This window comes from Xanthobacter versatilis (assembly GCF_043193975.1).
Lineage (GTDB): Bacteria > Pseudomonadota > Alphaproteobacteria > Rhizobiales > Xanthobacteraceae > Xanthobacter > Xanthobacter autotrophicus_E.
Window position 1 is genome coordinate 444,995 of record NZ_JBAFVB010000002.1, and the last position, 20,719, is coordinate 465,713.

General features: G+C 67.0%; 20 protein-coding genes and 1 tRNA gene. 6 read left to right on the forward strand and 15 right to left on the reverse strand.

Annotated features, from left to right (window positions below; genetic code table 11):
• The first annotated feature begins 63 nt into the window (after window positions 1–63).
• Entirely contained in the window at window positions 64–534 is a 471-nt protein-coding gene (locus V5F66_RS05675; RefSeq protein ID WP_012116128.1) for a hypothetical protein, read from the forward strand.
• Window positions 535–571: 37 nt separating this feature from the next.
• Here V5F66_RS05675 and ureG read toward each other — a convergent pair whose 3' ends face one another.
• The 12 genes from ureG to urtA all read right to left on the reverse strand — a co-directional run bounded on the left by ureG (window position 572) and on the right by urtA (window position 12,504).
• Window positions 572–1,204 carry an urease accessory protein UreG gene (gene ureG / locus V5F66_RS05680; RefSeq protein WP_394005505.1) on the reverse strand — a complete coding sequence of 211 codons (633 nt, stop codon included), beginning with the start codon at window positions 1,202–1,204 and terminating at the stop codon, window positions 572–574.
• Window positions 1,201–2,019, reverse strand: coding sequence for an urease accessory protein UreF (locus V5F66_RS05685; protein WP_394093436.1), 819 nt, complete (start codon window positions 2,017–2,019; stop codon window positions 1,201–1,203). The genes ureG and V5F66_RS05685 overlap by 4 nt, the downstream gene beginning before the upstream one ends.
• A complete protein-coding gene (locus tag V5F66_RS05690; RefSeq protein WP_394093437.1) occupies window positions 1,973–2,755 on the reverse strand; it encodes an urease accessory protein UreE in 783 nt (260 codons plus the stop codon). The genes V5F66_RS05685 and V5F66_RS05690 overlap by 47 nt, the downstream gene beginning before the upstream one ends.
• Window positions 2,756–2,819: 64 nt before the next feature.
• Window positions 2,820–3,377, reverse strand: a complete 558-nt coding sequence (locus V5F66_RS05695) for a Dps family protein (protein WP_012116125.1) — start codon at window positions 3,375–3,377, stop codon at window positions 2,820–2,822.
• Between the two features lie 96 nt (window positions 3,378–3,473).
• Window positions 3,474–5,186 (reverse strand): urease subunit alpha, encoded by a 1,713-nt coding sequence (gene ureC / locus V5F66_RS05700; protein ID WP_394093438.1) that lies wholly within the window; start codon window positions 5,184–5,186, stop codon window positions 3,474–3,476.
• Between the two features lie 93 nt (window positions 5,187–5,279).
• The gene (locus tag V5F66_RS05705; protein ID WP_012116123.1) at window positions 5,280–5,900 is read right to left on the reverse strand and encodes an urease subunit gamma; all 621 of its coding nucleotides are present in this window, start codon (window positions 5,898–5,900) and stop codon (window positions 5,280–5,282) included.
• Between the two features lie 22 nt (window positions 5,901–5,922).
• Complete coding sequence (locus V5F66_RS05710; RefSeq protein ID WP_394093566.1) at window positions 5,923–6,792, reverse strand: urease accessory protein UreD; 870 nt, start codon at window positions 6,790–6,792, stop codon at window positions 5,923–5,925.
• Window positions 6,761–7,456, reverse strand: coding sequence for an urea ABC transporter ATP-binding subunit UrtE (urtE, locus tag V5F66_RS05715; RefSeq protein WP_012116121.1), 696 nt, complete (start codon window positions 7,454–7,456; stop codon window positions 6,761–6,763). The genes V5F66_RS05710 and urtE overlap by 32 nt, the downstream gene beginning before the upstream one ends.
• Window positions 7,457–7,460: 4 nt before the next feature.
• On the reverse strand, window positions 7,461–8,207 hold the full coding sequence (gene urtD, locus V5F66_RS05720) for an urea ABC transporter ATP-binding protein UrtD (RefSeq protein WP_041577571.1): 747 nt from the start codon (window positions 8,205–8,207) through the stop codon (window positions 7,461–7,463).
• A gap of 119 nt (window positions 8,208–8,326) precedes the next feature.
• Complete coding sequence (urtC, locus tag V5F66_RS05725) at window positions 8,327–9,403, reverse strand: urea ABC transporter permease subunit UrtC (RefSeq protein WP_049776180.1); 1,077 nt, start codon at window positions 9,401–9,403, stop codon at window positions 8,327–8,329.
• A 47-nt stretch (window positions 9,404–9,450) separates the two neighbouring features.
• Window positions 9,451–11,088 carry an urea ABC transporter permease subunit UrtB gene (gene urtB / locus V5F66_RS05730; RefSeq protein WP_394005500.1) on the reverse strand — a complete coding sequence of 546 codons (1,638 nt, stop codon included), beginning with the start codon at window positions 11,086–11,088 and terminating at the stop codon, window positions 9,451–9,453.
• Between the two features lie 183 nt (window positions 11,089–11,271).
• Window positions 11,272–12,504 carry an urea ABC transporter substrate-binding protein gene (gene urtA / locus V5F66_RS05735; RefSeq protein ID WP_394006119.1) on the reverse strand — a complete coding sequence of 411 codons (1,233 nt, stop codon included), beginning with the start codon at window positions 12,502–12,504 and terminating at the stop codon, window positions 11,272–11,274.
• A 798-nt stretch (window positions 12,505–13,302) separates the two neighbouring features.
• Here urtA and V5F66_RS05740 point away from each other — a divergent pair.
• Window positions 13,303–13,914: a carbonic anhydrase gene (locus V5F66_RS05740; protein WP_041576034.1), complete on the forward strand. Its 612-nt coding sequence runs from the start codon at window positions 13,303–13,305 to the stop codon at window positions 13,912–13,914.
• Between the two features lie 157 nt (window positions 13,915–14,071).
• Window positions 14,072–15,436 (forward strand): magnesium transporter, encoded by a 1,365-nt coding sequence (gene mgtE, locus V5F66_RS05745; RefSeq protein WP_012116115.1) that lies wholly within the window; start codon window positions 14,072–14,074, stop codon window positions 15,434–15,436.
• A 9-nt stretch (window positions 15,437–15,445) separates the two neighbouring features.
• On the opposite strand, the gene V5F66_RS05750 is transcribed toward mgtE, so the two are convergent.
• Complete coding sequence (locus tag V5F66_RS05750) at window positions 15,446–15,694, reverse strand: hypothetical protein (protein ID WP_394093439.1); 249 nt, start codon at window positions 15,692–15,694, stop codon at window positions 15,446–15,448.
• Between the two features lie 318 nt (window positions 15,695–16,012).
• Here V5F66_RS05750 and V5F66_RS05755 point away from each other — a divergent pair, with 318 nt between their 5' ends.
• Window positions 16,013–17,371 carry an HdeD family acid-resistance protein gene (locus V5F66_RS05755; protein ID WP_012116113.1) on the forward strand — a complete coding sequence of 453 codons (1,359 nt, stop codon included), beginning with the start codon at window positions 16,013–16,015 and terminating at the stop codon, window positions 17,369–17,371.
• On the forward strand, window positions 17,368–18,546 hold the full coding sequence (locus V5F66_RS05760; RefSeq protein ID WP_394093440.1) for an MFS transporter: 1,179 nt from the start codon (window positions 17,368–17,370) through the stop codon (window positions 18,544–18,546). The genes V5F66_RS05755 and V5F66_RS05760 overlap by 4 nt, the downstream gene beginning before the upstream one ends.
• Before the next feature lie 3 nt (window positions 18,547–18,549).
• Here the strand turns inward: V5F66_RS05760 and V5F66_RS05765 are convergent, their stop codons facing one another.
• Together V5F66_RS05765 and V5F66_RS05770 are read right to left on the reverse strand one after the other, a co-directional pair.
• Complete coding sequence (locus tag V5F66_RS05765; protein WP_394093441.1) at window positions 18,550–19,254, reverse strand: DUF1796 family putative cysteine peptidase; 705 nt, start codon at window positions 19,252–19,254, stop codon at window positions 18,550–18,552.
• Window positions 19,255–19,605: 351 nt separating this feature from the next.
• Window positions 19,606–19,682, reverse strand: a tRNA-Pro gene (locus V5F66_RS05770).
• A gap of 169 nt (window positions 19,683–19,851) precedes the next feature.
• Here V5F66_RS05770 and fabI point away from each other — a divergent pair.
• Window positions 19,852–20,679 carry an enoyl-ACP reductase FabI gene (gene fabI, locus V5F66_RS05775; RefSeq protein ID WP_012116111.1) on the forward strand — a complete coding sequence of 276 codons (828 nt, stop codon included), beginning with the start codon at window positions 19,852–19,854 and terminating at the stop codon, window positions 20,677–20,679.
• Window positions 20,680–20,719 lie beyond the last annotated feature (40 nt).

The window sequence follows — 20,719 nt, forward strand, 5'->3', positions numbered from 1 at the left end:
CACGCCCATCTTCCTCTTTGGCGCGCAGCGGGTATGATCCGCGCCGCAATGAGGACCCCCGCCATGCTCCGTCCCGCTCTCGCTGTCGCAACTCTTCTCGCCCTCGCCGCGCCCGCCGCCGCGCAGCAGAAGATGATCTGGCATATGCAGGAGTACGATGACAGTGCCGCCCTTGTCTTCGGCGTGCCGGAGACGGAAGAGGTGACCATCTTCTTCCTGTGCAAGCCTGGCACCCCGGGCCTCACGGTGCAGTCCGTCATTGGCTCGAAGGGGCTGGAGAAGGACGCCGACACCCGGCTCATTCTCACCGCCGGCAGCATAAAGAAGAGCTTCGCCGGAAAGGGCATCCCCAACGAGGAAAGCGGCTCCGTGGACGTGGAGGCGCCGGCCCAGCTCGCCGACCTCAAGGCCCTCGCCAAGGCCGGCGGCACCCTGACCATCGAGGTCAAGGGCGCCAAGCGCGGCGTTTCGCTCTCCGGCATCGCCCCGGTGGCCGCCAAGTTCGAGGCAGCCTGCGCCAAGCCCAAGAGCTGAACGCCCAAGAGCTGGGAACGAGCTGGGCGGGCGGCCCTCAGGCCGCCGCCACCAGCCCTCCGGCCTGCTCGATGAAGCGGGCCACCACCTCCACCCCCACGCCGTTGCGGATCGAGGCGAAGACATAAGGCCGACCGGCCCGCATGCGGATGGTGTCCGCCTCCATGATGGAGAGGTCGGCGCCGACCATGGGGGCCAGATCGGTCTTGTTCACCACCAGCAGGTCGGAGCGGGTGATGCCCGGCCCGCCCTTACGCGGGATCTTCTCCCCGCCCGCCACGTCGATGACGTAGATGGTGATGTCCGCCAGCTCCGGCGAGAAGGTCGCGGCAAGGTTGTCGCCGCCGGATTCGATCAGCACCAGATCAAGGTTCGGGAAGCGGGCGTTCATGTCCGCTACCGCGCGCAGGTTGATGGACGCATCCTCGCGGATGGCCGTGTGCGGGCAGCCGCCGGTCTCCACCCCCAGGATCCGCTCGGGCTCCAGCGCGCCAGCGACCGTGAGCAGGCGCGCATCCTCCTTGGTGTAGATGTCGTTGGTGATGGCGCAGATGTCGTAGCGCTGTCGGAAGGTCTTGCAGAGCGCTTCCATCAGCGCCGTCTTGCCCGAACCGACCGGGCCGCCGATGCCCACGCGCAGCGGGGCGCCTTTGGTGTTTCCGGAACTCATGAGCGGAAGAGCCTCGTGTACTGGGTTTCGTGGCGGAAGCTGCCGAGATCGGCGCGGAAGGTGGCGCTGCCGAGATCATCCAGCGTGAGGGTGGGGATTTCCAGCGCCAGCGCGCGCACGCCCGGCGCGAGCCGCGCCACCACGCGGGTGCCGGCGGTCTGGCCGATGGGGGCAAGGCGCACGGCGGCGGACACGAGGTTCTGAACCGTTGCCAGCAGGAAGGCTTCCAGCGTCGGTGCCAGCGGCAGGCCGTGGACGCCGGCGGCGAGCCCGACGGCGACGGGATAGGCCACCTCACCCACCAGCGCCGCTGCTGCCGCATCAAGGCCCGGCGCGAGCCAGGCCGCGCGCACCGCATCGAGGAACGAGCGGCCCTGCTGGCACGTCTCCAGCCGCAGCTCGGCAGATGGGGCGAGCGCGACGGCGAGCGCATTCACCTCCGCCAGCGCCGTCTCATCCCCGACCGCGGCGGCCCGATGGGCATGGGCGGCGAGGATAGCGTCGGACCGCCCGAACCCCAGGGCCAGCAGATCGCCGAGGAAGGTGCCAAGGCTCTCCTCGTCCCGGATATCGCCGGCCTCCACCGCCCATTCCAGGGTGTGGGAATAGGCATAGGCGCCCACCGGGAAGGAGGGGGTGAGCCACGCGAACAAAGGCAGAAGGCTGACGGGTGCGTCGGCCTCCGAACCGGCTCCCGCCGCCTCATCCGTCCCCGCCCGCCCCTGCACGCTGGAGGATGCGGGCGAAGACGGATCGTCCGAACCGCTCTCAGCCATGCTTGTGGCCGGAATGGCCATGGTCGTGAGCATGATCATGACCGCAGTCCTGGCCGTGAACGTGGCCGGGCGCGTCATGAGCGGCGTGGGCATGGCCATGATGATCATGGTTGTGATCGTGGCCGCAGCCGGGACCATGGACATGGCCCGGCTCTCCGTGGGCGGCGTGGGATCTGCCGTGCGGGTCGGCGCCATGGGAATGATCGTGATGGGCATGATCATCATGGGCGTGATCGTGCCCGCAGCCCGGCCCGTGCACGTGCGCTTCGGCGTGCCCGTGCTCATGATGGCCGTGATCATGGTGGCCATGATCCTCATGCCCGTGGCCGCCATGGGCCTCGGCGGCCTCATAGGCGCCCTTCTCGGGGCGGAACGGGCGCGTCACCTTGGCGACGCCGGCGCCGAGGCCACGCACCATCTCGGTGAGCACGTGGTCGTCCACGAAATAGACCGCGCTCTCGGTGATCTCAGTGGGCACGTGGCGGTTGCCCAGGTGCCACGCCACTTTCATCAGGCGCAGCGGATTGGCGGTGGTGACCTCCACCAGGTCCTCGGGCGCGGCCTTGATGCGGATGAGGCGGCCGTCCTCCAGCTTCACGGCGTCGCCGTCGTCCAGCACCGTCGCCTTGTCGAGATCGAGCAGGAAGGCGGTGCCGCCGTCCGCCGTCAGGGCGAAGCGGCGACGATGGCGGGCGTGGTGGTCGAGGGTGATCTCGTCGGCCACCTTCTCCGCGCGGACGGCGGGACGGCGGACGACGACGGTGGCGCGGATCATGACTTCACTCCGGAACCGCCCCCGAACGCCGCCCGCCCCCATGTCGGGAGCGGACCTTGTGCGCTCAGGTGGCGCTGTCCTGCCGATTCTGGTTGGTCTCGAACAGGAACCACAGGCGCTTTTCGGCCTCGTCCACATATTCTTCCAGCAGGCTGGCGGTGGCAATGTCGTCCGCCTCATCGCAGATGCCGTGGGCCTCGCGCATGGATGCGATGGCTGCCTTGTTGTCGGCGATCAGCTCCGCGAACATGTCCTGCGGCGCCACATAGGCCGCCTCGTTCTCCTTCAGAGCGCTGAGCTTCAGGATCTCGGCATAGGAATGCACCGTCTGGCAGCCGATCTTGCGCACGCGCTCGGCCAACGGATCGACCGTGGCGTAGATGGCGGCGGCCTGCTCGTCCAGCAGCAGGTGATAGTCGCGGAAATGTTTGCCGCTGACGTGCCAGTGGAAATTCTTGGTCTTCAGATACAGCACGAATGTGTCCGCCAGCACGCGATTGATGGCGTCCGCCACCTTCTGCGCCTTGGCACTGTCGAGATCGGTGGGGGTGGCGAGGGCCGCTGTCTTGGCTACGGTGGAAACCTTGGCCGACTTCTTGGACAATGTACGCACATTCGACATGGGGTGGCTCCTCAATCAAAAAGAGTTGCAACACCCGCTAGAAGCTACCAGCCATGGCATAGGTTCCGCCGCGCGCGAATTCTTTCTCGCCTCTCGTCAGAACAGGAAATAGCGCTGGGCCATGGGCAGCACCTCGGCCGGCTCGCACACCAGCAGCTCGCCGTCGGCGCGCACGTCGTAGGTTTCCGGGTCCACCTCGATCACCGGGGTGGCGTCATTGTTGATCATGCTCTTCTTGGAGATGCCGGAGCGCGTGTTCTCCACTGCCACCAGTTCCTTCTGGATACCGAGGCGGGAGGCGAGCCCGTCCTCGATCGCCGATTTCGAGACGAAGGTGAGCGAGGTGTGGGTCAGCGCCCGCCCGTAGGCGCCGAACATGGGCCGATAATGCACCGGCTGCGGTGTGGGAATGGAGGCGTTGGGATCGCCCATCTGCGCCATGGCGATGGCGCCGCCCTTGATGACCAGATCCGGCTTCACCCCGAAGAAGGCCGGCGTCCACAGCACAAGGTCGGCGAGCTTGCCGGCCTCCACCGAGCCGATATGGCGCGACATGCCGTGGGCGATGGCGGGGTTGATGGTGTATTTGGCGATGTAGCGCCGCGCCCGCAGGTTGTCGCTGTCGCGCTCGCCAGGCAGCTTGCCGCGCTGACGCTTCATCTTGTCCGCTGTCTGCCAGGTGCGGATGATCACCTCGCCCACCCGGCCCATGGCCTGACTGTCCGAGCTCATCATGGAGAGCGCGCCGAGGTCGTGGAGGATGTCCTCCGCCGCGATGGTCTCCTTGCGGATGCGGCTTTCGGCGAAGGCGAGGTCCTCGGCGATCTCCGGGTCGAGGTGGTGGCACACCATGAGCATGTCCAGATGCTCGTCGATGGTGTTGCGGGTATAGGGCCGGGTCGGATTGGTGGAGGAGGGCAGCACGTTCGCCAGCCCCGCCACCTTGATGATGTCCGGCGCATGCCCGCCGCCCGCCCCTTCAGTGTGGAAGGCGTGGATGGTGCGGCCCTTGAAGGCGGCGATGGTGTCCTCCACGAAGCCGCTCTCGTTGAGCGTGTCGGTGTGGATCATCACCTGCACGTCCAGCGCATCCGCCACCGAGAGGCAGCAATCGATGGCTGAGGGCGTGGTGCCCCAGTCCTCGTGGAGCTTCAGGGCGCAGGCGCCGGCCAGCACCATCTCTTCCAGCGCGGCGGGCAGCGAGGCGTTGCCCTTGCCGGCGAAGGCGAGGTTCATGGGGAAGGAATCGGCCGCCTCGATCATGCGGGCGATGTGCCACGGCCCCGGCGTGCAGGTGGTGGCGAAGGTGCCGGTGGCAGGTCCCGTGCCGCCGCCCAGCATGGTGGTGACGCCCGAGGCCAGCGCCTCCTCGATCTGCTGCGGGCAGATGAAATGGATATGGCTGTCGAAGCCGCCGGCGGTGAGGATCTTGCCCTCCCCCGCGATCACCTCGGTGCCGGGGCCGATGATGATGTCCACGCCGTTCTGCACATCGGGATTGCCGGCCTTGCCGAGGCGCACGATGCGGCCGTTCTTCAGGCCCACGTCGGCCTTCACCACGCCCCAGTGGTCCAGCACCACCGCATTGGTGATGACGGTGTCCACCGCGCCGTCGGCATTGGCCACCTGCGACTGGCCCATGCCGTCACGGATGACCTTGCCGCCGCCGAACTTCACCTCCTCGCCATGGATAGTGAAATCCTTCTCGATCTCGATGAAGAGCTGCGTATCGGCAAGCCGCACCTTGTCGCCCACGGTGGGGCCGAACATGTGGGCATAGGCGGCGCGGGGCATCTTGGAGGAGGACATGGGGCAATCGCCTTCAGGAAATCATACCGGCAGAAACGGGCGGGCGGAAACGAGCGGGCGGAGCCGGAAACGGGCGCTCACACCTTCGCGCGCTTACAACTTGCCCTGCACCGCGCCACGGAAGCCGAACACCTCGCGCTTGCCGCCGAACGGCACCAGCGTCACCTCCCGCGAGGCGCCGGGCTCGAAGCGCACCGCCGTGCCGGGGGCAATGTCGAGGCGCATGCCGCGGGCCTGCTCCCGCTCGAAGGCCAGCGCCGGGTTGGTCTCGTAGAAATGGTAGTGGCTGCCCACCTGGATCGGCCGGTCGCCGGTGTTGGACACCGTGAGGCGCACCCGCTCGGCGCCTTCGTTGAAGTGGATGTCGCCCTCTTGCGGCACCAGCTCGCCGGGCACCGTTTGGGAGGGCGCGCCGCGAATGGGGTGGTGCACTGTGACCAGCTTGGTGCCGTCCGGGAAGGTGGCTTCCACCTGGATGTCGTGGATCATCTCGGAGATGCCGTCCATCACCTGGTCGGCGGTGATGACGCGGGCGCCCAGCTCCATCAGCTCGGCGACGGTCCTGCCGTCGCGGGCGCCTTCCACCACGAAGTCGGTGATGAGGGCAACGGCTTCCGGATGGTTCAGCTTCACGCCCCGGGCGAGGCGCTTGCGGGCCACCTCGGCGGCCATGGCGATGAAGAGCTTGTCCTTCTCGCGCGGCGTCAGCAGCACGGCAATCTCCTTGAAGCGAACGTCAGGTGGCCCATACGCGGGGCAGCGGGGCGTTTCTGAACGCCATGAGAAACGAGGTCGCATCCCGACGCAACGTTTCGATGTCAGGAGCGAGCAGACGCACGCACAGAAGCCCGTTCCACGCGCTGGCGCCAGCTTCGCAGCGGGCACCGTCGAGCAGCGCGCGGGCCTCCTCCAGCCGGGCCTCGGCATCGGGCGCCACATAAAGCAGCGTCGCCAGCGCCCGATTCCCGCCGGCCACCGCCGGCCGGGCGAGAAGCGCGCCCATCGGGCCGGCGAGACGCAAGGCGTCGGCGAAAATGAGGGCGCCGTCGCGGCGGAGGCGCCAGTGATCCTCCAGATGCCCCTCCCCCATGGCGTCGCCGTGGGCAAGGCGACCCAGCATCAGCGCCTCGAAGGAAAGGAAGGAGGCGGTGGCGGACAGGTCGATCTCGTAGCGGCGCCTGAGGCGGGCGCGGTCGAACAGGATGGTTTCCTGCGGCAGCCAGTCGAGCCGCGCGCCGGCTTCCGCCGCAAGCCGCACCTGGATGTCCGCGCACAGCCCGTCCGAGCGATAGACTTTCTCGGCGGCAGGAGTCGCCACCGTCAGATGGGCGCCCGGCCCCGCCTTGACCTCGATGGAGAAGACATCACCACAGGCCACCCCACCGGCGGTGTTGACGATGACTGCTTCCAGCCCCGGCCCGCCGCGCGGCAGACGGGCGCGCAAGGCGCCGCCCTCGGCGAGGTCGGTCAGGCGCGTCACGCCGCCGAAAGCCGACGCGGCGATACGCACCCGCCCTTCGCTGCGCTGGCGCAGCGCGCGTTCCCGGGCGGATGCGACGGATGGATCAGCCGGATCAGATCGCCATGAGGCGGCGGACGTCGTCACCATCGAGCCCGCTCCTGTCCCCGCTCGCCACCACCTCGCCGCGATCCATCAGGATGAAGCTGTCGGCAAGGTCGCGGGCGAACTCGAAATACTGCTCCACCAGTACGATGGCCATGTCGCCCTTGTCACGCAGGTAGGAAATTGCGCGCCCGATATCCTTGATGATCGAGGGCTGGATGCCCTCCGTCGGCTCGTCCAGCACCAGCAGGCGCGGGCGGGTGACCAGCGCGCGACCGATGGCGAGCTGTTGCTGCTGCCCGCCGGAAAGATCGCCGCCGCGCCGGCGCAGCATGGAATTGAGCACCGGGAACAGCTCGAACACCTCATCCGGCACGTATTTGTCCTTGCGGGCGAGGCGAGCGAATCCGGTTTCCAGATTCTCCTTCACGGACAGCAGTGGGAACACCTCCCGACCCTGCGGCACGAAGCCGATGCCGAGCCCGGCGCGATCCGGCGTCGGCATCCGCGAAATCTCCTTGCCGTCCAGCATGATGGAGCCGCCGGCGATGGGCCGCTGCCCGACGATGGCGCGCAGCAGCGAGGTCTTGCCGACGCCGTTGCGGCCGAGCACGCAGGTGACCTTGCCCGCATGGGCTTCCACCGACACCTTCTTCAGGGTGTGGGCGGCGCCGTAATAGAGGTCGAGGTTCTCAACCTTCAGCATGCCCTCACCTCCCCAGATACACTTCGATGACCCGCTCGTCCGCGCTCACCTGGTCGAGCGGGCCTTCGGCGAGCACGGAGCCTTCGTGCAGCACGGTGACCTTCACGTCGAGATCGCGCACGAACTGCATGTCGTGCTCCACCACCACCACGGATCGCGTCTTGGCGATCTCGCGCAGCAGCACCGCCGTGTCCGCCGTTTCCTGGTCGGTCATGCCGGCGGCGGGCTCGTCCACCAGCAGCAGGCGCGGCTCCTGCGCCAGCAGCATGCCGATCTCCAGCCATTGCTTCTGGCCGTGGGAGAGATCGCCGGCGCGGCGGAAGCGGGCGTCCTTCAGGCGCACCCGTTCCAGCAATTCGTCGATGCGCTCGCGCTCATGGGGCGTGCGCCGCCAGTAGATATTGGAGAAGGGCCGCCGGTCCTCCTTCAAGGCGAGGAGGATGTTGTCCTCCACCGAATGCATGTCGAACACGGTGGGCGTCTGGAACTTGCGGCCGATGCCGAGCTGGGCGATGGCGGCCTCATCCAGGCTGGTGAGGTCGTGGGTGCCGGCGAAATAGGCCACGCCCTGGTTCGGCCGCGTCTTGCCGGTGATCACGTCCATCATGGTGGTCTTGCCGGCGCCGTTGGGCCCGATGATGGCCCGCATCTCCGCTTCCCCGATGACGAGGGAAAGGGCGTTCAGCGCGCGGAAGCCGTCGAAGGAGACGGTGATGTTGTCGAGATAGAGCAATGCCGGCGTCATGGACATCCGGTCGGCATCGGGGCGATCCTGCGCGATCTCCCGCATCTCCGCTTCCAGCGCCAGGGCGCCGTGGGACTTCACCACATAGGGGTCGGAGGACTGGGTCTGAAAGCTGCTCATGGCGCTCACTCCGCCGGCTCGGGGGTGGGCGTCGCAGCGGGCCGCCGCGCCTTCCAGCGTTCGGAAATGCTGGAGGCAAGGCCCAGCACGCCCCGGGGCAGGAACAGGGTGACCAGCACGAACAGCGCGCCCAGCGCAAACAGCCAGGCCTCCGGCAGCACGCCGGTGAACCAGGTCTTGCCCGCATTCACGATGACCGCGCCCAGCGCCGCCCCCACCAGCGTGCCGCGCCCGCCCACCGCCACCCAGATCACCATCTCGATGGACTGGGCCGGGGCGAACTCGGACGGGTTGATGATGCCCACCTGCGGCACGTAGAGCGCACCGGCGACACCCGCCAGCATGGCGGATAGCACCCAGGCGAGAAGCTTGTAGTTCTGCACCCGGTAGCCGAGGAAGCGCGTACGGCTTTCCGCGTCGCGCACCGCCACCAGCACCTTGCCGTACTTTGAGGTGACCAGCGCCCGGCAGATCAGATAGCCCGCAGCCAACGCCACCGCCGACGCCACGAACAAGGTGAGCCGCGTCGACGGCGCCGATATGGGAAAGCCCAGGATATCCTTGAAATCGGTGAGGCCGTTATTGCCGCCGAAGCCCATGTCGTTGCGAAAGAACGCAAGCATGAGCGCGAACGTCATGGCCTGGGTGATGATGGAGAGGTACACGCCCGTCACCCTCGAGCGGAAGGCGAACCAGCCGAACACGAAGGCCAACGCCCCCGGCACCAGAACGACCATCAGCATGGCGAAGGGGAACATGTCGAAGCCATGCCAGAACCACGGCAGTTCCTTGTAGTTCAGGAACACCATGAAATCGGGCAGCACCGGATTGCCGTAGACGCCGCGCGGGCCGATCTGGCGCATCAGGTACATGCCCATGGCATAGCCGCCCAGCGCGAAGAAGGCGCCGTGGCCTAGCGAGAGCACGCCGCAATAGCCCCACACCAGATCCACCGCCACGGCGAGCAGGGCATAGGTGAGGTACTTGCCGAGCAGCGGGATCATGTAATCCGGCACATGCAGCGGATGGCCGGCCGGGAGCAGCAGGTTGGAGGCGGGCACCAGCACCGCCACAGCCAGCATGACGAGAAGGAAGATGCCGCCGGTGCGGTCGATGATGCCGGACTGTTTCACGATTCCACCGCCCGGCCCTTGAGCGCGAACAGGCCGCGCGGGCGCTTCTGGATGAACAGGATGATGAAGACGAGCAGCAGGATCTTGCCCAGCACCGCGCCGGCGAAGGGCTCCAGCAGCTTGTTGGCGATGCCCAGCGTGAAGGCGCCCACCAGGGTGCCCCAGAGGTTCCCCACCCCGCCGAACACCACCACCATGAAGCTGTCGATGATGTAGCCCTGGCCGAGGTTGGGGCTCACATTGTCGATCTGCGACAGCGCCACGCCGGCGATGCCGGCGATGCCGGAGCCGAGGCCGAAGGTGAGCGCGTCGATGCGCCCGGTGCGGATGCCCATGGCTGCCGCCATGCGCCGGTTCTGCGTCACCGCCCGCACATAGAGGCCGAGCGGCGTGCGCTTGAGCACCAGCAGCAGCGCGAAGAACACCAGCAGGGCGAAGACGATGATCCACAGGCGGTTGTAGGTGATGGAGAGCTGCCCCACCTGGAACGCGCCCGACATCCAGGATGGTGCCCCCACCTCCTGGTTGGTGGGGCCAAACACGGACCGCACCGCCTGCTGGAGGATGAGCGAGACACCCCAGGTGGCGAGCAGGGTTTCCAGCGGCCGGCCGTAGAGGAAGCGGATCACCGTGCGCTCGATGAGGATGCCCACGAGGCCGGTGAACAGGAAGGCCAGCGGCAGGGCGATGGCCAGCGACCAGTCGAACAGGCCGGGCGCCGAATGGCGGATGAAGTCCTGCACCACGAAGGTGGTGTAGGCACCCAGCATCACCATCTCGCCGTGGGCCATGTTGATGACGCCCATGACACCGAAGGTGATGGCCAGCCCGATGGCCGCCAAAAGCAGCACCGAGCCCAGCGACAGGCCGTACCAGACATTCTGCGCCACGGCCCAGAACTTGAGATTCTGCTCCACCTTCGCGATGCCGGCCTCGGCCGCGGCCTTGAGGCTGGCGGGGGCGTCCGCCGGCAGGCTGCGCAGCAGGCTGATGGCCTCCTGGTCGCCGCGGGCGGTGATCTTCTGGATGGCGAGGAGCCGCACCGCCTCGGGCACCTCGGACTTGCCGACGAGGATGGCGGCGCGGGCCTGCTCCAGCGCATCCTTCACGCTTCCCACCGTCTCCTTGGCGATGGCGGCCTCCACCGTCGCCAGCGCAGCGGCATCGCGCGACTTGAAGACGGCGGCGGCAGCCTCGGCGCGGCGGACCGGATCAGGATTGAGCAGCGAGAGCGCGCCGGAAGCCGCATCGATGGCGCGGCGCACCCGGTTGTTGGCGCGCACCACGGAGAGGTTGGTCGGCGCATTGGCGACGATGGTGCCGGTGGCGGCATCGGCCATGCCGGCGGGGGTGCGGATATAGACCGCCTTGGTGGCCGGATCGAACATCAGCCGGCCGGCGCCGAGCGCCTCCACCACGGCGGCGGCCTGGGCGCTGCCGGTGGCCGAAAGCTCAACCAGCGCGTCGGTCGTATCCGAATAGCTGTCGTTCGCGAATTTCGCGACGATGGCCGAAATATCGGCCTGTGCCTGCGCGCGTACCGCGCCGGCGGGGAGGAGGACAGCCAGAAGAAGGGCGAGAAGGGGAAGCGCGAGGATCCGCGCGAGGGCCGGCGGAACGGGAGGGCGCATCATGAAGGTATCCGCTCCAGCGCAGCCGGGCGGTGCCGGCAGCTCGCGACGGGAAGAGCGAGGCTCCCCCTCCCCGTTGCCGGGGAGAGGGAGGAGCGCCCCTTACGGGACGGTACGAGAGGCGTTCGAGATCAAAATGTTCAAAAAATCCACGCCCGCCCGGACGCAAAGCTCACGCGGATGCGCTCACTTGGCCGCCGAGAGGCAGACGTTCTTGACGGTGTCGAAGTTACCGCAGTTCAGCTTCACCCAATCGGCCACCAGGCTCTTGGAGCCTTCGAGGTAGCGCGACCAGGCTTCGCCGGGGATGAGGTCCTTGGTCTTCCACACCACGTCGAACTGGCCGTTGCCCTCGATCTCACCGATGAAGACGGGCTTGGTGATGTGGTGGTTGGGAAGCATCTCCGAGACGCCGCCGGTGAGGTTGGCCTGCTTGATGCCCGGCAGCGCGGCGATGACCTTGTCCTGGTCGGTCGTGCCGGCCTTCTCCACCGCCTTCACCCACATGTTGAAGCCGATATAGTGGGCCTCCATGGGATCATTGGTGACGCGCTTGGGATCCTTGGTGAAGGCGTGCCACTTGGCGATGAACTCCTTGTTCTCCGGCGTGTCGATGGACATGAAGTAGTTCCATGCCGCAAGGTGGCCGGCGAGGGGCTTGGTGTCGATGCCCGCCAGCTCTTCCTCGCCCACCGAGAAGGCGACGACCGGAATGTCCTTGGCGCTGATGCCCTGGTTGGACAGCTCCTTGTAGAACGGCACGTTGGCGTCACCGTTGATGGTGGAGACCACTGCCGTCTTCTTTCCCGCCGAGCCGAACTTCTTGATATCGGACACGATGGTCTGCCAGTCGGAATGGCCGAACGGCGTGTAGTTGATCATGATGTCCTCGGCCTTCACGCCGCGGGACTTCAGGTAGGCTTCCAGGATCTTGTTGGTGGTGCGGGGATAGACATAGTCGGTGCCCGCGAGCACCCAGCGCTCCACCTTCTCCTCGTTGGCGAGGTAGTCAACCGCAGGAATGGCCTGCTGGTTCGGTGCAGCACCGGTATAGAAGACGTTGCGCTCGCTCTCCTCGCCCTCATACTGCACCGGGTAGAAGAGGATGTTGTTGAGTTCCTTGAACACCGGCAGCACCGACTTGCGGCTGACCGAGGTCCAGCAGCCGAACACGGCAGCGACCTTGTCCTTGGTGATCAGCTCGCGCGCCTTTTCGGCGAACAGCGGCCAGTTGGAAGCGGGATCCACCACGACGGCCTCGAGCTTCTTGCCCAGGATGCCGCCCTTCTTGTTCTGCTCTTCGATGAGCATGAGCATCGCGTCCTTCAGCGTAGTCTCGCTGATGGCCATGGTGCCCGACAATGAATGCAGGATGCCGACTTTGATGGTCTCCTGCGCCTTCGCCACGCCCATTCCCATCGTACCGACGATGGCGGCGGCGGCGGCGAGCGCCCCGAAACCCTTGGTCGCCTGTCCCAGCAAACCGAGCATGCGCTCTCTCCCCTGTTGCGACGGCCCATCGGGCCTGCCAGGGGATCTGTCAGCAAGGCGCGTGCCAAGGCTTCTACGGTCTCGCGATCTGCCAGTTGCCTACGCGTCCGAGCGACGGAATCATGACCAAAGCTGGCGGGGCAGCCTCGAAAGAGGCGATACGTCCATAAACTAGGCACAGAACGATTGTGGCCCTGCATTCAATCTAGGCAAAAGCCGCATGACGGGTCCGGCCCGGCGCCAGATTCGACTCCGCCGCGACGCCGCACTCCGCAAAATTACGGAGTGCGCCACCGCACACAATCCATTTGATTTGCCTATTTTGAGGGCAGACATGAGCGCTCGGACCGCCCGGGCTTGGCGGCGCGGGTCCCGCGTTTCGTCAATGCGCTTCGCCCCCGCACCGTCATCCCACCCGTCACAGGAAGTGAAACAGGTAAAGCAGGATGATGACTGAAACAGGAACACCCATGATCCAAAGCAAGATCCCGCGCATGACCTTTCCCCTTCGTTAAGATCGACTTCGTGATCAAGTAACGTGGCTGCGGCATTTCGGGTTCCACGGGCTGGATGGAGGCCTTCATCAACCCCGGCACAGGGCGCCCCGATACCGGTCCCGTGACAGGCCTGCCGCAGCGGCGGACGGGGAGAGGCAATTTGGCGGGCTTGACTCGGCCGTCGCGCTCAGACTTCCGTGCCCTGAGCAGACTGGACGGGAGAGCGCGCGTGGATGATCTGATCTCGGGCTACAGGAGATTCCGTGAAGTGGCATGGCCGGAGCGCAAGCAGCTCTTCGAGCGGCTCGCGGCGCGGGGCCAGAAACCCGAGACCCTTGTCATTGCCTGTTCGGACAGCCGCGTCGATCCGCAGATGATCTTCGACGCCGGGCCGGGCCAGATGTTCGTGGTCCGCAACGTCGCCAATCTGGTGCCGCCGTTCCTGCCGGACACCAATTACCACGGCACGTCGGCGGCCATCGAATTCGCGGTGCGCGTGCTCAAGGTGCGGGACGTGATCGTGATGGGCCACGCCCAGTGCGGCGGCGTCCACGCCCTGCTGGAGGGTGCCCCGCCCGGCGCCGAGGACTTCGTGGCCGGCTGGATGAAGATCGCCGAGCCCGCCCGCCTCATGGCCGAGGATGCCAGCCTTCCCATCGACCAGCGCCAGCGCTTCTGCGAGCAGTGCTGCGTCAAGCTCTCCCTGGCGAACCTCGCCGGCTTTCCGTGGGTCGCGGAGCGCATCAGCGCCGGCGAGCTGCAGCTGCACGGCGCCTATTTCGGCGTTGCCACCGGCCAGCTGGAGCTGCTCGACGACGACGGCACCTTCAAGGCCGTCTGACCCGTCCACAAGCGAGTCGGGCTCGCGTCCGCGCGACGCCCAAGGAGGCTCGATGGACGCCCATATGTCATTTCGTTGAAGGACAGGTTCGCTACGTGGGCACGGACCCGGTCGAGGCGAGCGCCACCGGAACCGCAGCTGGGGCGGAGAGGCACGTATGAACATCGTCGCGACGCAGGATCTGGACAAGGCCACCATTGCAGCCCGCCTCGGGCATGAACATGTGGCCGACATCGTTGAATTCCTGAACGGCAAGACCGCCGAGGAAGCCACCGAGCTGGTCGGCCACATGCCCCTGCAATGGGCGGTGGAGGTGCTGGACCAGCCCCAGTTCCAGGACGCCTGCGAAGTCATCGAAGCGTTGCCTCAGGACAAGGCCGTCGCGCTGCTGGAAGGCATGTCCGCCGACCGCGCCTCCGATGTGCTGCGCTGGATCGAGGAGCCGTCCAAGAGCCGTCTGCGCGAAGCCCTGACGCCGGAAACCCGTCGCGGCATCGACCACCTGCTCACCTATCCCGATGGCTCCGCCGGCGCGCTCATGACCACCGAGTTCGTCAGCGTGCCCTCGAACTGGACCGTGGGGCAGACGCTGGCCCACATCCGCGAGGTGGAGCACAGCCGCGAGACCGTCTACGCCATCTATGTCCTGACCCCGGATACCAAACGTCTGGTCAACACCGTCTCTCTGCGCCGCCTGATTTTCGGCGCGCCGGAGGCGCCCATCGGGTCGGTGGCCAATCCCTACGCGCCGATCACCGTTCCTCCCACCATGGCGCAGGAGGAGGTTGCGCGGATCATCTCCAAGTACGACTTCCTTGCGGTACCGGTGGTCGACTCCACCGGCCACGTGCTCGGCATCGTGACGGTGGACGACGTGATCGACGCCATGATCGAGGAGCAGACCGAGGACGTGCAGCGCATGGGCGGCATGGAGGCCATCGACGCGCCCTATCTCGACATCTCCTTCTTCGAGATGATCAAGAAGCGCGGCGGCTGGCTGTGCGTGCTGTTCCTGTCGGAGATGCTCACCACCAGCGCCATGCAGGTCTATGCGGACGAGCTGGAGAAGGCCATCGTGCTCGCCCTGTTCATCCCACTCGTGATGAGCTCGGGCGGCAATTCCGGCTCGCAGGCCACCTCCCTCATCATCCGCGCGCTGGCCCTGCACGAGGTGCGCCTGCGGGACTGGTGGCGGGTGGCGCTGCGCGAGTTCCCCACCGGCCTCGTCCTCGGCGCCATCCTCGGCGTCATCGGCATCGTGCGCATCGTGGTCTGGCAGGAAGCCGGCATCTTCGATTATGGCGAGCACTGGAAGCTGCTTGCCGTCACCATCGGCGCCGCGCTGGTCGGCATCGTCACCTTTGGCTCCATGGCCGGCTCGCTGCTGCCGTTCGCCTTGAAACGGCTGGGTTTCGATCCGGCCTCGGCCTCGGCGCCGTTCATCGCCACCCTGGTGGATGTGACCGGCATCGTCATCTATTTCTCGGTGGCGTGGCTGTTCCTGCACGGCACCATCCTGTGACGACGGCGCTCAGTTTCGGCGCATGAACTCCATGAGCGCGCCGTAGCCGCCCTCCTCACCATCCGCGGCGGGTGCCTCATCGGGCTCCGCCGCCGCATCCGCCAGGTCCGAGGCCGTTACCTCGAAACCGCGCGAGGCGAGGAAGCCCACCGCATCCGCCGGATTGGAAAACCTGCCGACCGCGTCGGCCAGGACCGCACTCAGCGCGGTGTTGCCCGATGCATCGGCCTTCAGGCGATCCATGTGGGGATTGGTCATTTTAGTCTCCGTGTCCGCGGGGTCTCGAAGGCCAACCGTCCAGGTGCCCCGAGGGTTCCGAGCGCATCCTCACCCCCTGCCCGCGCGGCTGTCGCCGGATGCGGCCCATCCCTCTGCATCGCTCCCTCCTGTGCCGCCTCTTGCATCGGCGGGAGCGACGGCCCCATGGTGCCTGCCTGACCTTGGGTTGTCCTTCGTCTGGGCGGGAGTGGAAGCGCTTTCTTTCAGGCGGGAATCACCTTCTCCTTTTCGATGCGAACGTGTCGCGCCCCGGGCCGGTTCAGCCCGGGATTTTCTCCTGAGTGAAGCCCGTCCTTCATGGTCCAGCTTGCGTTCATCCTGGTGGGAGCCCGAGCCCTGCGTGACCGCTGGTGGGTGCTGCTGGTGCTCGCCCTCACCTTCATCGGTGTCGCCTGCCTGATCCTGCTGGATGCCATGGACGGCACCATGTCGGTGGCGACGCAGGTATTCGGCGGCGTGTTCGTGCTGGAGGGCCTGCTCAGCCTGCTCGCCGTCTTCGCCCTGCGCGGGGCGCAGAGCCGGGCGCTGTGCCTCGCACGCGCCGGCGCCCTTGTCTTCGTGGGCGTCTTCATCCTGGATTATCCGGACCGCAACGGCATGGCGCTGTCGCTGCTGTTCGGCGCTGCCTTCCTGATCGACGGCGTGGCGCGCATCGCCACCGCCCTGGTGGTGCGCTTCCGCCTGTGGCGGGCGACGGTTGCGGTGGGCGTCGTGGAGATCATGCTGGCGGCGATCATCGCCAGCCACTGGCCATTGTCCCACGAGATCAAGGTGCCGCTGTGCATCGCCCTCCTGCTGCTCATGTCCGGCTGGATCCTGATGCGCGCGAGCCTGATGCTGCGTGCCCATCTCGCCGAGGTGGCGATCCTCGCCCTGCCGCTGTTCGGCGGGCGCAACTGGTATGACAACGCGCCGGTGATCGTGGACGAGAACGGCCCGCTGCCGCCGTCCGACGGCCCCATGACGGTGCATGTCTGGACCCCCGTGGGCTCGGCGGACGTGCCCGGCCACCGGCCCCTCATCGACCGCTACATCGCCGCCGTGGACCGCACCGGCGCCATCTCCACCGGCCATACCGCGCTGGAGCTGAAGCCGGACCTCTATATCAGCCACTATCCGGCGGACGAGATCGAGCACCCGCCGGAGGAGTTCGCCCGCATCCTGCGCGCCACCGCCGAGAACGACGTGAAGGGCCGCTTCCAGCCCTCCTACGCCTATGAGGCGGCGAGCTGGTGCGAAGCCGACGCGCGGGTGGAATTCACCCGCTTCGACGCCCGGCGCCTGCGCGCCTTCTGGGCCGGCTACCGGCAGGACGACACCTATAACCTCACCAACCGCAACTGCTCGGTGGTGGTGGCGGCGGCCCTCGATTCCGCGCTCGAAGGCGTGCTCGCCTCGCGCATGCCGTGGCTGCGGGTCGCGACGCTTTTGGCCAATCCGGACGTATGGGCGGGTGCCTATATCCGCTCGCGCGCCGAGGCCATGAGTTGGACCCCGGGCCTGGTGCTCGACTACGCCAGCACCCTGAAGCGCATCATCGAGCCGGCCCCACCGCCGTTCGCGGCGCGGCTGAGGGACTTCGTGAAGCGCTTCAGCCGCCCCCATCCCGCCCCGGCCGGCACCGCCGCCGCGCGGACGAGCGTGAGCGAACCATGAGCGAGCAGGTCGCCCCGTCCACCACCACGGAAGCCCTCGCCGAGGGCCGGGCCAGCGTGCTCGCCCGCGGCGCGGTCATTGCCACCGCCATGGTGTTCGGCCTCACTTATTCGCTCACGGCGCCGCTCATCGCCTTCGACCTTGCCGCCCGCGGCCTCAGCGAAGGCATCATCGGGGCCAATGCGGCCATGCATGCGGTGGGCGTCCTGGTCACCGCCGTGGTGCTGCCCCGGCTGGTGGCGATGCTGGGGCCGCGCAAGCTCATCTTCCTCTCCATCGCCATTTCGGCGGTGGCGCTCATCGCCTTTCCGCTGCTGCCCATGCTGGCCGCGTGGTTCGTGCTGCGCCTGTTCCTCGGCATGGCGGCGGAAGCGCTGTTCGTGACCTCCGAGACCTGGATCAACGCCCTCTCCACCGAGGGCACCCGCGCCCGCTCCATGGCGGCCTATACCGCCGCGCTCTCGGTGGGGCTGGCGCTGGGGCCCATCATCCTCTCGCTGGTGGGCACGGCTGGGGCCCTGCCCTATGTGACCGGGGCCGGCATCGCGCTGCTCGCCGCGCTGTTCGTCGCCTCGCCACGCGTGGTCGCGCCCCATTTCGACGAGCCGACGGTGGGCAATCCTGTGCGCTTCGTGCGCCTCGCCCCGCTGGCCCTGAGCGCGACCCTGCTGAACGCCGCCATCGAGACCGCCGGCCTCTCCTTCCTCGCGCTCTACGCCGTGAGCCTGGGCTGGGGCGAGGAGCATGCCACCCGCCTCATGTCGGTGATGATGATCGGGGCCATCGTGCTCCAGCTGCCCATCGGCTGGCTGGGCGACAAGATGGACCGGCGCCACCTCGTCATAACGCTGGCGGCGCTTTCTGCTGTGGGCGCGGCAGTGTGGCCGCTCGCCCTTGGCAGTACGGTCGCCACCTATGCTTTGCTGTTCGCGTGGGGCGGCGCCTTCGTGGGCATCTACACCATCATGATCACGCTGGTGGGCAGCCGCTTCAAGGGCGGCGACCTGGTCGGCATCTATGCGGTGTCGGGCCTGTTCTGGGGACTGGGCGCGCTGGTGGGGCCGCTGGGTGCCGGCTTCGCCATGCAGGCCCACCCCCACGGCCTCGCCATCTTTGCAACGCTGGCCTGCGCCGGATTTGCCCTTGCCGCGTGGCGGCTGAAGGGGACGACCTGAGCCCTATCTCTTGGATTTCGTTTTTGTTTTCGTCGCGCTGGCGAAGGTCTCCACGAGGTCATTGAAGCCGAACCGCCCGCCGCTGCGCCCAACGGCGATGCCAGCTTTGCGGAAGATCTGGTTCCAGCCCCGGCGTGAGCCGAGGTCATTGTGGTCGCGACAGGCCGGCACCCGCGCGGTGATCAGCCAGGGACGCGGGCGCACGGGCTCATAATCCAGCAACAGCAGAAGCGGGGCACAGGCAAGGCGTGACAACGCCGCGTAAAGCCCATCGACGGCCTCCTCCAGCGCCTCGCCCTGCGGATCGTGCCCCGGCAGGCATTGGCGCACGAACAAAGTGGTGCCCTGCGCCGCCTCTCGCTCCATGCGCCCATGCAAGGCGTCGTATTTCGGCACAAGGCGGGCGGCGATCTCCGCTTCATCCAGCGCGAGAATGTCGGTTCCGGCGGGAAATTCGTGCAGATGCACGGTGCCGCTCAGACGGGAATAGAGTGCCGGCGCGCCATCGTAGTCGGCGACCTTGACGATCCGCTCCCGCGCGAACACCGCCCCCGCACCGGCCTCGAGCACCGGCGCTACGGCCGCGAGCGGGGTGATCCACCAATCAAACGGATAGGCCCGATCCGACCGCGCGAGACGCCGGAGCTGGAAGGCGGCCTCGCACAGGGCGCCCAGGCTGACGAGGCGATCCACACGAAACTTCGCCACACGAAACTTCAACTCGGGCCGGCTGAAGAGGCTCCACATGTGCGCGATCCTAAGGCCACTTCGCCAAACGCGGGGGGCACACCCGGCCGAAGGTCCCTTGTCCGGTCCACAGGGCAAGCGTGATTCGCATGATCGCGCAAGGCATCAGCGCGATTGGATTGAGGCGGCGAGGATCGATCGATGGGATGCGTGCGGATAAATCCCCTCCGGGACCGATTCGCGTGTCGCCCGCGTGATTCCTTGAACCGAAAAGGCTCACCCCCACCGAAGCGGCGGCTCAACGCGAAATCTAAGGGGGGATGACGTGGGTTGAACGACGGCGGAACCAGTGTTCCGAGCCAGTCGATCAGCTGGTCGGAGTGGCAGGATTTGAACCTGCGACCCCCACGTCCCGAACGTGGTGCGCTACCAGACTGCGCTACACTCCGATCCAGAGGCGCTGCGTATAGCGCCCCCTATTGCGCGGCGCAAGAGGCAGAGTGCGCCGGCCTCGCTTGAACGGTGGATGGCCCCATGCCATAGGAAGCGCGCCCCATGGAGCGTGCCTTTGCCCGCGCCATGGGGCATCAATGGCTTGAAGCATGTGGAGTTGGGTCAATGGCGACGGACGGTTTCGCGAGCGGTCTCCTGAAGGGCAAGCGCGGGCTGATTCTCGGTGTCGCCAATAATCGATCCATCGCCTACGGCATCGCCAAGTCCGCCCGTGCCCACGGCGCCGAGCTCGCCCTCACCTATCAGGGCGAAGCGTTGAAGAAGCGGGTGGAGCCGCTGGCGGCCGAGCTGGGCGGCCATCTGGTCGGCCATTGTGACGTGACCGAGCCGGAGACCCTGGACGCCGTCTTCGCCGAGACCGAACGGCTCTTCGGCACGCTGGATTTCGTGGTCCACTGCATCGCCTTCTCCAACAAGGACGAGCTGGACGGCCGCTATGTGGACACCTCGGCTGACAATTTCACCAAGACCATGTTCATCTCCTGCTACTCCTTCACCGCCGTGGCCCAGCGGGCGGAGAAGCTGATGACCAATGGCGGCTCCCTGCTCACCCTCACCTATTACGGTGCGGAAAAGTGGATGCCGCACTACAACGTCATGGGCGTTGCCAAGGCGGCGCTGGAGGCGAGCGTGCGCTACCTGGCCGCCGACCTCGGCCCCAAGGCGATCCGCGTCAACGCCATCTCCGCCGGCCCCATCAAGACGCTGGCGGCCTCGGGGATCGGTGATTTCCGCTACATCCTCAAGTGGAACGAGCTGAATTCCCCGCTGCGCCGCACCGTCACCACCGACGAGGTGGGCGACACCGGCGTCTATCTCGTGTCCGATTTGTCGCGCGGTGTGACCGGCGAAGTGCACCATGTGGACGCCGGATATCATATCGTCGGCATGAAGCACCCGGACGCGCCCGACCTCGCCCTCGTCCGCGAGTGAGATCGCAAACCCGCGCACCCGCGCGCCATCAGGAGAACCC